The 15,051-nt window shown below is 45.3% G+C and carries 10 protein-coding genes; 1 reads left to right on the top strand and 9 read right to left on the bottom strand.

What is annotated here, in order from left to right; genetic code table 11:
- Positions 1–172: 172 nt before the first annotated feature.
- The 8 genes from ASG89_RS13625 to ASG89_RS13590 all read right to left on the bottom strand — a co-directional run bounded on the left by ASG89_RS13625 (position 173) and on the right by ASG89_RS13590 (position 13,444).
- Positions 173–2,536: a family 43 glycosylhydrolase gene (locus ASG89_RS13625; protein WP_057311257.1), complete on the bottom strand. Its 2,364-nt coding sequence runs from the start codon at positions 2,534–2,536 to the stop codon at positions 173–175.
- Between the two features lie 13 nt (positions 2,537–2,549).
- Positions 2,550–4,562 carry an alpha-L-arabinofuranosidase C-terminal domain-containing protein gene (locus ASG89_RS13620; protein WP_057311256.1) on the bottom strand — a complete coding sequence of 671 codons (2,013 nt, stop codon included), beginning with the start codon at positions 4,560–4,562 and terminating at the stop codon, positions 2,550–2,552.
- A 24-nt stretch (positions 4,563–4,586) separates the two neighbouring features.
- Entirely contained in the window at positions 4,587–5,480 is an 894-nt protein-coding gene (locus tag ASG89_RS13615; protein WP_157276650.1) for a carbohydrate ABC transporter permease, read from the bottom strand.
- Between the two features lie 13 nt (positions 5,481–5,493).
- Positions 5,494–6,450, bottom strand: a complete 957-nt coding sequence (locus ASG89_RS13610; RefSeq protein ID WP_057311255.1) for an ABC transporter permease — start codon at positions 6,448–6,450, stop codon at positions 5,494–5,496.
- Between the two features lie 28 nt (positions 6,451–6,478).
- Entirely contained in the window at positions 6,479–8,077 is a 1,599-nt protein-coding gene (locus ASG89_RS13605; RefSeq protein ID WP_057311254.1) for an extracellular solute-binding protein, read from the bottom strand.
- Positions 8,078–8,194: 117 nt separating this feature from the next.
- Positions 8,195–9,787, bottom strand: a complete 1,593-nt coding sequence (locus tag ASG89_RS13600) for a response regulator (RefSeq protein WP_057311253.1) — start codon at positions 9,785–9,787, stop codon at positions 8,195–8,197.
- A 3-nt stretch (positions 9,788–9,790) separates the two neighbouring features.
- Positions 9,791–11,569 carry a sensor histidine kinase gene (locus tag ASG89_RS13595; RefSeq protein WP_057311308.1) on the bottom strand — a complete coding sequence of 593 codons (1,779 nt, stop codon included), beginning with the start codon at positions 11,567–11,569 and terminating at the stop codon, positions 9,791–9,793.
- Positions 11,570–11,656: 87 nt separating this feature from the next.
- Positions 11,657–13,444: a family 43 glycosylhydrolase gene (locus ASG89_RS13590; protein ID WP_162259700.1), complete on the bottom strand. Its 1,788-nt coding sequence runs from the start codon at positions 13,442–13,444 to the stop codon at positions 11,657–11,659.
- Positions 13,445–13,662: 218 nt separating this feature from the next.
- Here ASG89_RS13590 and ASG89_RS13585 point away from each other — a divergent pair, with 218 nt between their 5' ends.
- Positions 13,663–14,511, top strand: coding sequence for a helix-turn-helix domain-containing protein (locus ASG89_RS13585; protein ID WP_057311251.1), 849 nt, complete (start codon positions 13,663–13,665; stop codon positions 14,509–14,511).
- Between the two features lie 63 nt (positions 14,512–14,574).
- Here the strand turns inward: ASG89_RS13585 and ASG89_RS13580 are convergent, their stop codons facing one another.
- On the bottom strand, positions 14,575–15,033 hold the full coding sequence (locus ASG89_RS13580; protein WP_057311250.1) for a helix-turn-helix domain-containing protein: 459 nt from the start codon (positions 15,031–15,033) through the stop codon (positions 14,575–14,577).
- Positions 15,034–15,051: the final 18 nt, after the last annotated feature.

Below are 15,051 nucleotides of genomic sequence, written 5' to 3'. Positions count from 1 at the left end.
ACCTCCACATGTATGTACCTCATTTGATATTCATTATACGGACAGCACCTCCTAATTACGTTGTCGAGAATAGCTATTTCTTAACCGATTTCACTTTATTGTTTCCAGCTATGAATATACAAAAAGGACCCTCCATCCTGCTTAGAGAGTCCTTTCATTCCTCGCTATATCCTTACTTCTTGTTGGTTATCGTCAGCGGTGAAATCGTCCAAGCTGTCGATGCGCCACGCAGGCCGACCCGACCTAGTAGAAATGCATTCGGATCCTTCCACTGTAGGATAGGTTTATGGCTATCCTCTTCGGAGTAAACTTCAATGGATGTTCCTTGTAGCTTCACGGATACGTGGCGGGTTTGTCCAGGTTTAAACGCAAGCGTCCCAGATGCCGCTTCCACGGTATTTTCGTAGTTCACACGCCGTAGTAAGATCTTATCGTTATGAAAAGCAAGCGTGTAGCCCATGAAAGCATCTTTCACCTGATCCTTGAAATCAGACTCGTTTGTTGTTCGCAGCAGGACGCCCACTTCGTCCGACGTTGTTGCTTTGAGCGTCACATCGAAGTTTACGGTATAATCCGTCCAACCGGGGTCACCTCCGAATCGATTAACCAGACCGACAGCTGTCGGCTTAATGATAGTTTGCTCCGGTACCGCTTCGGTTCGGCTCGCTTCCACATAGCGAAGCGTAACGTCTTCCTTCGCACCATGCAGCGACAGCCATTGTGTTCCCGCCTTCAGCTCGAACTCGCCAAGCGGTACCTTTGTCCACGCTTCATCGTCTGCGAATAATGACCCATCCAGCTTGATTGACTTGGTGTTTCCGCCTGCTTCAATCACCAACGTTGAGCCCGCTGAAGTCTTGGCTGCGCTAACGGAAAGCAGATAGCTGCCATCCTCGCGAACATTGATCGGAAAGTTCAGGCCATCTTCCTTCTTTGAAAGTACGAGAGCCTCACTGCCATCAGGCGTCAAGCCCGATTGTAGGATAGGATCGCCTTCCCTATCAGCATGAACAGCTTCCAGCGTACCTGGTAGAGGCTTAACTACATGCGCATCACTGCTCCCATTCGCTTCATTCGAGAAGGCTGTGTAATGCAACTCAGGCTTCTCCCCTTGCGGCCACGCATAACCAATGCGGCCAGCTTTTCCAGTCATTGCGGCTTGCTCGATCTTCAACAGTCCGTCCCAATAAAGCATCGTACTCGATTTGCTAGACGCGATGCGGATCGTGTGAACCTTTGCTAGATCAGTCCCTTTGGGAAGCGGCTTTGTCGCAACAACCGTTTCTACACTATTCATGCGATCGATCAGGGAAAGCTCCATTGTCGCTTTGTTCACACGTGCCATACGGTAATTCCCCGTATCCTCGTATGCAAATATCACATCCAACGAAGCCGCCTGCCCACCGCTTTGCAATTCAGCAAATCTAAAGTTGTATTCAACCGTGTTCTGCTTGTCCGTGGCTGCTCGTGTCAGCAAAGTCTCCGTGCCGCCAACTTGACTGGTAGACTCCCACTTGTCAGCCAATGGCGCAGCACCCGGAACATCGTGAAACACCGGCATCCTTGGCGCTTCCTGCGGTGTGCCGTGAGTCGGCCCAAGAACGGACATCTTGTCACCATTGAACACGAGCCGATCCAAGTTCATTTTCCGAACGGGCGGGCCTTCGGCAGACCGTCCGACTAGATTGTGGTAGACCATATAATAGGAATCTAGATCAGGACCCATAACTGTCGCACTGTGGCCAAGACCATTGAAATCATTAGCTGTGGAAATCAGTATCGGATTGTTCTCAGGGATTGTATAAGTACCTATTGGAGATTCATGATTGACCCCGTAATTGACACGGTAGCCTTTGCTAAATACATGATTCCCCGTGTAGGTCATGAAATAACGCCCGTTACGCTTGATGATCATTGAACCTTCTGTCCAATGTCCGAGTGTAGTGTTCAACTGCTGATCTGGTTCCATTGAGTACGGATCCGTCATCAAGCTTGCCATAATACCGTTAAATTTGGCATGTGTGAAATACCATTTCTCATCGTCGTCGATAAACACGGAGCCATCAATCGTGAGACCGAGATTCTCCGTCTTCTTCACGAACGGGCCTGTCGGTTTATCGCTTTGCAAGACGTAATGCCCCTTGCCCGCCGGTGAAGTGTACATATAGAACGCGCCATTCCAATAAACAACCTCGGGTGCATAAGCACCTACACTGACCTCCTCCTCGGTAACCAAACCCTCATAGCGCCAGTTCACAAGATCGTCGGAGCTCCACGCTTTCACGCCAACTCTCCGATCCTTCGTGCTGCAATACAAATAATATTTGCCGTCAAAACGGAGAACATAGGGATCCCCGATTCCGTAATCTTCCCATTCCTGATCTAATTCGAAAGGGTTCTGGTATGTCTGATTTAAGGATATGGCCACCCTGTCCGTCCCTTTCTTTTCCCAGAGTCTGGGTATAATCGTCACAATCGCCGAAAGAAGTACACAAGCAACTACAATCCAAATCCATGCCTTTTTAACTTGTCGCATCTGATTATCCTTCTTAGCGTGTGATTTCTAATACATAGACAGACGATGCCTTCAGCTCACAGCTCACTTGAGCGTTCACAACTGAAACGTCCCATGCTTCACATACCACTTCTGTCGGGTGATGCACATCATTGAAAGCATTCGCATGTTCCCCCGTTAGAGCTAATAGACGAGCTGTCCCCGACTTCACGAAGCCATCCAACTGCACATCTGTTACCATGTCTTCCAGACTACGATTTACCATGAAGATCGTTAGTTTATCTTCGTCTACACTTTGGCAAGCTACAACGTCCAAATTCGGCAGATCCACTAGGTTAGGTGCTGTAGGTACGAGACTATTCACGCTAAAGCTGCCGCACTCCGTGTGACTTTGAACAACATAACCTAAATCTCTGTTTGCATACATGGTCATAACATAATAGGTTGGCGTTCCATAAATGGTTAAAGAGTTCTCACTTCTGCCTGAGGACTTGCCTCTAAACTGATCCGCATAGAAATCCCCTACTCGAATACATCCGCCAAGCCAACCATTGACTAAATCGGAGAAGCTCCCGATCTCGATTAGATCGCTATTACGAATAAATTCATTCAAATTCGCTGCATTCGCAGCTGCTGCTTCCAGCGTGTGTTCATTCGGAAGCCCCTTACGAATCGTATTCGGATAGTACATCGTGTTGTATTCCGTGATCGCCAATTTCAAATGCGTGTAGCGCGAATCGGAGTTGATCAACTCTCTCACTTGTCGAACAGATTCCCGTGTCCATTCTGGATAGGAGAGGATCGCCTTAAACCGCTCTTCTTGCGGTGTACGGTCATTCATCCCAAATCGGTTGTAACCGTGATACAAATGCAATGTTACATAATCCATGTGCTCTGCAGCACGCGCCAACAGGATCTTGTTCCAATCCTGCTTATCATCCCCACAAGCAAGCAGCTTGATCTCAGGATCGATAGCCTTCATCGCTTGCGCGAATTGCACATAACGATCTGCGAATTGCTCTGCGCTGCAATGCCCAACCTGCCAAGGTCCCCACACTTCGTTGCCAATCTCCCAGTACTTCACGCCATACGGCTCAGCATGCCCATTCGCAGCCCGCAGTTTTCCCATTGGTGTGTCTAATCCGCCATTACAATACTCAACCCAATCGGCCGCTTCTTCCGGCGTACCAGAACCATCGTTCACACAGATAAGCGGCTCCACATGCAAGTCACGGCAAAACTGAATAAACTCATCCGTGCCAAAATACTTATTGGTCCATCCACCCCATGCTTCGTTGATCACACAAGGACGCTCATTCACAGGCCCAATCGCCTGCTGCCAGTGGTAAGCACTAATATAATTTCCAGCAAGCCGCATCATACCTGCGTTCAAGTCTCTCGTCATATCCACAACTTCCTTGCGAACATTGCCAACACTGTCAGAAGGAAGCAACGAAATATGATCTAGCCACAGCATTCCTGTGGACACATGATCCCGCCAGCGTTCATGTTCCGTAGGAACATATAATCTGAACTCCGCCTCTTCACATAGTCGACTAACCATGATACGAGCTGCATACTGTTTCCAGTTATGACTGTCGATCTCGATGCGGGTAGACCCCAGCACTTCTCCACTCGCTGCATCCACGATCTCTGCAGTTAGGAACTTGATTTCAATAGAAGCTCTAGCATATAGAGCTAATTCGCAGCCATGCTGATCTTCTTTCACAGCAATCGCTTGACGGATTCCTGCATAGGCCTCGTCATCGCTATATATACGTACAAGTTGGCTATGCCCGGAGTGATAGGTAGCAGCAGGTTCGAGTGCATATATCGTGCTTTTTCCATTGGTGAATGGACGCCAGCTTCCAGAAAGCCCTCTATACGTTACATCATTACTTTCAAAATCCATATCCGATAGCGGATAGGCTAACATCGCATCCATATGATCACGAATATCTTCCACAAAATGGCCGAATAGATATGGATTGATTCTGTCCTTACCGACTTGATTCGCATTTACTTGAATCTTAGCTTTTGTTCCCATGAACATAACGCTTCCTTCCGTTCTTTAACCTTTTAATGAGCCAATCATAACGCCCTTTACAAAATGCTTTTGTACAAAAGGATACATGAGTAGTACTGGCAAACTTGAAATAATAATGACGACATATTTAATGCTTTCAGCCAATAGGATCTTGGATTCAAGACCTACACTGCTGTCTACCGCATCGGCTTGACTAACCATCAGCACTTCGCGCAGCACTAGTTGTAAGGGGTATAAATCTTTGCTGCGAATATAAATCAAGGCATTGAAGAAGGAATTCCAGTGTCCGACCGCATAGAACAGGACCATCACCGCCATAATCGGCTTTGATAACGGCAAGATCACATGGGTTAACAATTTCCAGTTTGAACATCCGTCCATATGAGCCGCTTCTTGGATTTCCCAAGGGATGTTGGATTGAAAATAGGTTCTCATCACGATCAAATTATAGGTGGCAATTGCCCCTGGAATGACTAGTGCCCACATCGTATCCACCATGCCTAAATTTTTCACAAGGAGATATGACGGGATAAGCCCCCCGCTGAAAAACATCGTTAGTGTTATAAATACCATGAAAACTCCCCGCCCAGGCAAATCTGGTCTCGACAGCGGGTAAGCTGCTAAAGTTGTCATAATCAAATTAATAATCGTTCCTACTGCCGTGTACAATATGGTATTTCCATAACCGTTCCATATTTGCTCGTTATGAAAGACATTCCGATATGCCTCTAAGGTGATCTGTTTAGGCAGCAAAATCACGTCCCCATTCAGCACCATCAAAGGATCACTGAAGGATGCACTCACGATAAATAGGAGCGGGTACAGGACCACGACGACGATAAGGAGAGCCACGGCGTTAACCACAGCATCGAATATTTTCTCATCCGACTGCCTCTTCTTGAGCATTTGTGCCTGCATCATAGGTCCCTCCTCACCATAAGCTAGTCTCCGCCTTTTTACGGGCAAAGCGATTCACGAGTAATAATAGTACCAGGTTAATGACAGAGTTAAACAAGCCAATAGCTGCTGTATAGCTGTATTCGCCTTTTAAGATACCTGTTGAATAGACGAAGGTAGAAATCACATCGCTGGATTCAATGTTTAAATTATTTTGCATGAGCAAAATTTTCTCAAAACCTACATTCATGAAATGTCCTACATCCAGAATAAGCAAAATGACGATAACCGGAAGTATGCCTGGGATTGATACGTGCCAAATGCGCCGCATCCGGCTGGCGCCATCCATCTTGGCCGCTTCATACAGCTGCGGATTGACTCCGGCGAGCGCTGCAATATAGATAATCGATTGCCATCCCATATTTTGCCATATATTCGAACTTATGAAGATCGGCTTGAACCACGCTGCCGAATCGAGAAATCGAACCGGATCTCCGCCAAATGCCTCAATAATCGAGTTCAAAGGACCACCACGCGGAGATAAGAACAACATCAGCATCCCTACCATGACAACGATCGAGATGAAATGAGGGATATAGGTAATGTTTTGCACAATTTTACTGAATGCTTTATTACGGATTTCCGTAACGATTAAGGCAAGAAGAATAGGGATTGGAAAAGCAAACAATAAGGAAAATAAGTTAATCGCTATGGTGTTCCAGAGCAGACGCCAGAAATAATAAGATTCTACGAATCGCTGGAAATGATCAAGACCCACCCATGCGCTTCCGCTAATTCCTTTCGCCGGACTGAAGTTTTTAAACGCAATTTGCAAACCATACAAGGGTCCATAATGGAATACAAGGTACCATACGATAGGTATTAGCAGCATTAAGTAGAGATCATATCGACTGCCTATCGTTTTTAGGAGGCTGGAGCGCCTCGATTTGGATCGAGACGCAACGCCCACAGTGTTTGTCGTACTTTTCATCTGCAGCCCTCCAGCCGTCACGTGGTGCTTATTTTTGAGTTTTGATTTTGTCGTAAGCGTCTTGATACAGCTTTTGCAGCTCGTCTAATTTCATTTTCTTCAACGTACTTTGGAACTCTCCCCATTTATCGAAGCTAAGTGCTCCTGCAATAAATTTCGTGCTCTGCTCTTCGTAATATTTATCAATATCATTGCGAAGTATATTGATCTGCTGCGCTGTTTGCTCATCAAACATCGGAGCTGCATAACGAATCTTCGGCATGTAAGGATCAAGCTTCTTCTGCGCTTCTTGAACCTGCGGTGGATTAATGAAGGAAGCAACCTTATCACTGATCAGATGCGGCGCTCCACCTCCGGCATAAGGGGTGATTTTGGATTGATTGCCTGATGCCAAGAAATCAGCCGTATAATATGGAATCCCATCACGCAATTCATAATTTTCACCTTGACGACCGAATCGCAGCAGTGTAGATCCTTCATCGCCGTAGAAATAATCAACCCAACGCATCGTTGCTTCTGGATTCTTATTCACTGAGGTGATGGCAAAAGCTCCAAAATCCCTTGCTATCGGAGCTGCCGCACTTTGCAATCTGTCTCCATGAGGTCCCTTAGGCGGAGCTATACCTATATATTGATCCTGAACTTTCAGCATGGGATTGTTGGTCTGATCAAAGAAGAAACCGGTATTCCCTGTTCCTTGCTTGGCTATATATTGAGCTTCCTTCTGCGTAAAAAGCTCCTGATCCAGCAGTTTTTCCGAATACAGTTTATTCAAATACATTAACATCTCTTTGTTTCGGTCATTCCCCATCCAAATTTGTACTTTATCATTTTCAAGGTTAATGTAGTAGCCGAGTTGTTTATCTAAGCCGAATGATCCACCCATCATGTCTGTAACTGGTATACCTAAGCCAGGACCACCGCTTGCACGTGCAGTCATCGGGAGCTCATCTTGTTTGCCGTTACCGTTAGGATCTTTATCTCGGAAAGCTTTCAATACCTCGTACAACTCGTCCGTCGTCTCAGGTTCCTTCAGGTTCAGCTTCTTCAGCCATGCTTGGTTTATCCATTTTTTATCGGTTCTGGCTGCATTAACACTCACAATACCTGGGATGGCATAAATATGACCTTCGGGCGTTGTAATACCTGAACGAATTTCTGGATACGTTTCCATTAATTTTTTTAAGTTAGGTGCGTAAGCTTCAATCAACTTCTCCAGTGGGATTAATTGACCGCCAGAACCATAACGTATTGCCTCTAAAGGCGAAAGGCCCGAGCGATACATAACATCTGGGAGCTCATTCGAAGCAAACAACAGGTTCTTCTTCTCTTGGAAGCCATCCGTTGGCGCTTCAATAAATTCAACTTGGATATTGCTCATTTTCTCATAATCCTTGAAAACTGGCATATCCTTGAACGGTCCGTTGGCTGGCGCAATTCGTGTAAACACTTTCAACTTTAGTGGCTCTTTAACGATTGGAAAACCTGCTGTAGACACACTTTTCGGCTCATTCGTTGGGGTTTTACCCTCATTTTCTTTACTAGTTGTGTCCGAACTGCAAGCGGAAAGTGTCATACTGGAAATGACTAACGTTGATAAAAGTACTGTCCCCCAATTTCTTTTCATGCTTATGTTCCTCCGATCAAGTTGTTTTCTGCCCTATGAAGAAAGCGTTTTCTAAGGGTTGATCTCAGTATAAGGAATAATCACTTTCCCGCGATTCAACAATTATGACATTCCATTCTACTTTTTTGACTGTTTCAGTTGATCCATATACACCTGAGGAGTCATCTCTGTAATACTTTTAAAAACTTTGAAAAAGTAAGTGTAACTTGAAAACCCAACTTCGCTGCTGATCTGTTTCAACGCATACGTGCCTGACTGCATGAGCATACAGCTTGTTTGAATGCGAACCCGGTTCAAATACTCTGTAAATGTCATTTGCATTTCCTCTTTAAACAGTCTGCTTAGATAGGATGAATTCAGATTTATGGAGCTCGCCGTCATGTCCAGGGAAATATTAGATGCGTAGTTGTCGGTTATAAATTGTAGTGCCTTTGAGATATGGCGTGAGTAGGTTCCTCCTACACGCTGTTTCTTGATTGCCTCAATAAAGCATGCAAAGTAGTTTAACATCCAATGTTCTAGCTCAGAGACGCTTCCTATCCGACCAAGCTCTGCTCTTCTGGGGATGTGTTCGGTATCTTCTAAGGCTGTCTGCGGATTATGGCGCTTCCATGCCATTTCAACAAGGTGAAGCATCTCACTGACAATGATTTGAACGGTCATCCCGTGCACAGGCTGGTTGCGCAGTTCAGCGAATATGGTCATTATGAATTGGTTAACTCGTTCAGCATCTAATTGCTCTAGAAAAAGCAGCAACTGCTTCTGTTCTTTCATGCTTGGAGAATCTTTCAATAAGGATGCATTCAAGATTTGATCGTGTTGGACGTTCAACTCTTGATTCGCTTTGAGATAGCTTGGACCAACCTGTCGCAAGCTTCCGCACAGCGGCCCTATCACATAGACGCTTTTTAAATTAAGGAATTTCTCTAGGGAATGGGATAGCGCACTCATAGCTTGCTTCATTTGCGCCGTAAAAGCATGTTCGCTTCGCTCCTCGGAGGAAAACAACACTATGAAACGTCCTTCTCCTACATAGCCAACTGTTCGTTTCAGAACATCGCCAATCGCCATCTGCATGACTTCGATCGCCTGAAGCACTAAGCGGTTCTTCTCTACATCGGTTAAGGACTCCGTCAACAATAGAAAAGGTACGATTTGTACAGCAGCAGATCCATAGTTAATGGCATTCGTGTAAAGCTGATTATCTCGTGCATATGACTGCAGCGCTTCACTAGCAGTCTCTACATCTCTAGCCACATTAGCGACATGCTCGCGAAGAATAACCGGACTTAGATGTTCAATCATTTTGCTTTGCGCATTTCGCGCTTCTTCATTTTGCAGCTCCTTAACAGCTTTATCGAGAAGTGTCAGAAGCGCAGCCGCTTGTAAACGATGCTTGAGCAAGTAGTCAATAGCCCCATTCATAAGACAAGTACGGACATAATCATAATCGTCAAAGCTGCTCAACATGATCATTTTAACCTTAGGAAATCTTTCCTTGATCTCCCGACTTAGCTCTACTCCATTCATGATCGGCATGCTCACATCCAAGATCGCGATATGGGGTGTCATCTGTTCCATCATGGCAAGTGCCATAGTCCCGTTATAAGCCTCACCGCATATCATGAACCCATGCTTTTCCCAATCCAACATACTCTTCACATCATGACGTGCCAACGCCTCATCATCGACTAATAATACTTGAAACATGATTCATCCCTCCTGAAGCAAGTGATTCTGAACTGGCAGCATTGGAAATCTAATCTGCACCGTTGTATAGGCATCTGGTTCACTTTCAACAAATACACCGTATGGCTCCCCGAACAATCGGACGATGCGTTCATGCACGTTTCGAACACCCATTCCACTGAAGCGCGTATACGTCTGGACTTTATTCCTTTCAAATAGCGCCTCGATCTGTTCCTGAGACATCCCTTTGCCGTTATCTCTCACTTCGATTCTCAGCTCTTTGTTCTCCTCATAAATCCGAATCAACACCACACCCTCATACGCTGAGGCCGATAGTCCATGAAGAATGGCATTTTCCACAAGAGGCTGCAGCATTAACTTCAGAACACTAAGCTGTAAAAGCTCTTCATTTTCGACAACTATATTCACATGCAGAGGCTCTACATATTTGTATTTTTCAATGGTGACGTAACTGCGGACATACTGTAATTCATCCTGCAGCGTAAGAAATTCATTCGTATTCCCGAGTACGCCGCGCATTAGCTCTATTAAGGATTCTGATACCTCTACGATATTCGGCACGCCGTTAATCTTGGCCAAATACTTGACTGTATTCAGTGTGTTATAGAGGAAATGTGGACGTATTTGGGCTTGTAACACGGCCAATTCCGCTTCACGTTTCTCCTTCTCAGTCGTTACGATTCCCTCAAGTAACCGCTTTAATTCTTCGACCATGCTTTTAAAAACTTGGTATAACTGCCCGATTTCATCCTTGGTATGAATTTCGACGGTTGGCAGGGTCATATTGCCCTCCATGACATGCATCATCATCGATCGTAATCTTCGAATATTCCTTGTTATTCTGGAGGAAACTTGCAGCGTCCCAATAACGATGAACACGAATACAATGATGGCTACTGTAGCCAGTACATTCCGAATATGGGCTGTTTCCGTCAAGAGAGACTTCATCGGTATGAGTGCCACTGTTGACCAACCCGTATAGTCCGATTTCCGAGAGATAATTAAGTAAGATTGCTGGTTAATCACTCTTTCAACCGAACCATCCGTTCCATCCAACTTCTGATTAAATTGAATGAAGGTTTCCTTATCAAAAACACTCGTAAGGGGTTCATATATAAATTCGTTTTTCCTGTCAACAACGTACAGCATACTATCCGATGTCGGTTTGACATCATAGATTTTCTTAATGAATTCGTCATTGAGATCGAACATGACCAATCCGATTACACTTCGGTTATAACGGAGCTCTCGACCGGTAACGATGGAGTTATTGATGCCTGTTTGATGAAAATAGGCGTGCCCTGAACCATTTTGAAGTAAGGAATCCATCATGGGTGTAGATAAAAAATTCTTATCGAGCCAAGGAGCACCGACGAAGAACACCTTCTCATTCAACCCAATGACGGCCAATCGTGAAATATAGGGCTTATACGCAATCAAAGCGGATAGGAATTCCTCGATCCTCTTTTGCTCTTGAAACCACTCATAGCTTGGTTCCTCGGTCTTGCTAAGCAGCGTATCCAGCACCGTTTTATTCGTAGCAACTACCGTATTTAATCGACTAACTTCCTCTAATCGAAGATTTAATGATTCATCGGCCTGCCTTATGCTTTCGGTAACAGAATTAATGGCATTATTCTTCACGGTTTCTCTCATGTATAAATAAACAATACTTGTCACAGCGACGATGCCAATTAGCGTAACCAGACTGAATGCGACGAAGATTTTCCCTTGGATGCTTACCGTGGGAGAAATCAGATTTTTAATAGAAAACAACTTCATGAACTGACGGCTCCTTTCTATTTCATCATCTAACAAAAGAAAAAACATGAACTCAGCCCAATCCAGAGCTTGATTCATGTTATCATATTACTCACTACTAGGCACTATGCATAGCCCCTCTTCGTCTTCTTCTACTTGAAGCAAGACAATTCCTGGAAGCGTCCGGAAAGGCGCAGTACGGTCGTTGCCAAAAAATGTAGACATGAGTCTGCCATCATGATCAATAAACATCGTTCCGTGGCCGCCATGAGGGACTGCCAATCGCCTTGGCGTATACGGGCCGTACAACTCATCCGCGACGGCATACATCAAATCGTAGGTACCGTCGACACGTGTATCACCGTTCCATTCTGCCGCACCAAGAATATACTTGCCTTTATATTTCACAATAAATGCACCTTCGTAGCCTACGCGCTGCCCATCGGAACATAATAACTTGCGAGGATCTTCGGCAAAACCTGTCATATTCGTCTTCATCTTCGCAATTTTACCATCTTGCCAAACAAAATAAACTTGACCATCCTCATCCTGGAACAGACTGGAGTCGATATCCGTATTCGTCATTCTTCCCATATCGATGTACGGTCCCTCTGCATGTCCGGTTATGCTTTTAACCATCCCCGTGCCGCCGCCTTGCAGTGAATAGGTGATCCAGAACGTACCATATAGATAGATCATCTCAGGTGCCCAAAGACAAGGGTTCTCATAAATATTGTTCTCCCAGGTGCCATTCTCGGACAAATCCCATACATTTGCTACATGTTTCCATTCCTGCAAATCTGGCGAACTCCATACGTGAAGCTGGTTATTCCGATCCCAGAAATTATGATGCGGTTTATCCGACGTCCCTGTCAAATAATAGGTGCCATCCGGCCCAGTGCTAATATGCGGATCACGAATCAGGAAGTCCGCGATGGGTTTAAGACTTCCTACCCCGCCTTTTTCAAGCAATACGTCTTCCCGTGGCCTAATAAATCCTGGACTTACCAAGGACATAGGCACAATAGAAGGATAGTGTTCAACTAATGAATAGCTGCCGCAGCCCGAAAAAGAGGCAAACAACTGTTGGTTTACATCCGTAAATAACGAGATTTGACCGCCATGGGGAAGTGCCAAATACCGCCGACTGTAGGGACCATAGATCGATTCGCTCACCGCAACGAAGGTGTCTACCGCATCGCTTCCCATCCTAGCAAGGGCATCTGCACAGAACATGTAATAATATCCAGCCTGTTTGTATAGAAAAGCCCCATATGTTCCTACCTGTACATTCTGACTATACGAGGGATGATCTTCACGCCCCGCAACCTTCCAAGGCTGTACTTGTACCATGCGAGGCGATTCCGCGAGACCTGTCATCTCCTCCGTCATTCGAGCGATGTTGCCATTTCCGTAAACCCAATAAACAGCTCCATCTTCATCCTCGAACAGCGAAGCATCCTGCCCGTCATCCGTTATTTTCCCCAGATCCCGAAATGGACCCTGGACAGATGCCGACAAGCTTTGGAGCAATCCCGTTCCGCCTTCTTTTAATCCATACGTAATCCAGAACGTCCCTTTGATATAATGGATTTCCGGGGAGCAAATCCGATTAGATCTCCTACTTGCTTTCTGCCACGTGCCATCTTGCTCCAAACTCCATACGATTGCCGGACCGCTCCATGATGTTAAGTCGGAGGATGTCCACACTTGTACATTAGAGCCATCTATCGTCCCGGTCAAATAATAGACATGATCCGGTCCTTTACAAATACTCGCATCACTTAACGAGACATCTAGAATTCGTTCTATAGGTAGGGCAGATTCCGAATAGCCTGTGCACGCGGACCATTCCGTCTCAGGATGCGGGGGCTGCATGATAAAATTACTCTTCATTGGGATGATTCCTTTCATCTTCCTCATTGTGTTTGTAGGATAAGTATAGCGTGCTTTGTACAAACGCTTAATAGAGAAAGAGGTACACAAGGTGAGGAAAAGGGACATCTTGACAACAAACAAAAATGTTGTGCATCCACGCAGGTTCTTGGTAGAATTACCGAAAGAAGTGTCGGACTAGATCGGTACTAACCCAAGATGAAGGAGGGAACTTCCCCATGCACGTGATAGTAAATAAACCTAGCAAATCCGGGCCTATCTATCACCTGCCATTAGTAGGGGATCCCCCTCCTCTGAGTGTGCAGTTCTTGGGCATTAATTATTGTGAAAAGGATTACAGGAATATTCGAACGCTTGCTACAATTACCGTTTTCGGTTTTGTATTATCCGGACAAGGAGCAGTAAAGGTTGGTAACCAATCCTACACGGCTTGTCAGGGGGACATCTTTATCCTTCCAGCAGGGAACTATCATGAGGTTACCTCAGATACGAATCACGAGGAGCAATGGAGTTATATTTGGCTCAATATCAGCGGAAATTGGATCCTAAAGATGCTCGAAGCCTATCAATTACTTTCGCATATCGTGACTACGGACAGCGGATTAGCGCATTTGTTTACAGAGGCTATTGAAGCTGCAAAACAAACATCCGTCGTGGACATGCAAACCGAGCTTCAAATTATCCTCATGCGAATGATCGTAGGCCTCTCTGAAACGTTGCGTAAAAGAGGTAACGCCTTAACTTCTACAGTCCAAGCCATCAAACAATATTTGGATAACAGCATCCTTCATCCCTTCGACTCGCGTGGGCTCTCCTCCCACATTGGCCTTTCTATGAAGCAAATGAATCGTTTATTTAAACGTGAAGTCGGAACAACCATCTATAACTATGTCATTACCAAAAAAATAGAATCCGCTAAGCTGATGCTGCTCGATACACGATTAACCATAAGTGATATTGGATACAAGCTCGGATATGAGGATCCGCATTACTTTTCAAATCTGTTCCATAGTAAAACCAGCGTGAGACCCAGCGACTTTCGTCGGATATTCAGTCAAAGCGAATAGGAGAAGAGGCTTTTCATGATCTTTTTGGTTGTTTACATGATTATTTGGGAACAACATCTGTTTTCATAAATCGCTGCCGAAGGATCTCATTTCGTCAATTTTCCGGTGTTGCATCCGATATTCACTGGGACTTTGTCCATATTTGGAGCGAAATGCGCGGCAGAAGTATGGGTAGCTGCGGAAACCGGATGCTTCGGCTGCGTCCTCTAGATGCATATCACTGTATAGGATTCGGTCACTGGCAATAGCTAGACGGACATCGACCACATAGCGCATAGGCGGCAAGCCAAAGGCCTCCTTATACACGTGGGAGGCGGTTGACGAACTAACGCCATTGCGTGCGGCCAGCTCCTCTAGTGTGAAAGCTTCCGTCGCATGCTTTTCAATATATTGCTTAAGCTTATATGCAATGAAATGTTCTTTGCGACCGCCGGCGGCCAACAATTTATCGATGGACCGCTCAAGCGTCAAGCAAAGCAGCTTGGTGCAGCAGGCAATTATCTCTGTGTTGTTCTCATGCAAATTCCGTTTTTCATAAAT

Source organism: Paenibacillus sp. Soil766, assembly GCF_001428105.1.
Lineage (GTDB): Bacteria > Bacillota > Bacilli > Paenibacillales > NBRC-103111 > Paenibacillus_E.
Note: the sequence above shows the minus strand (reverse complement) of the source record. Positions and strands in the feature narration are given on the sequence as shown.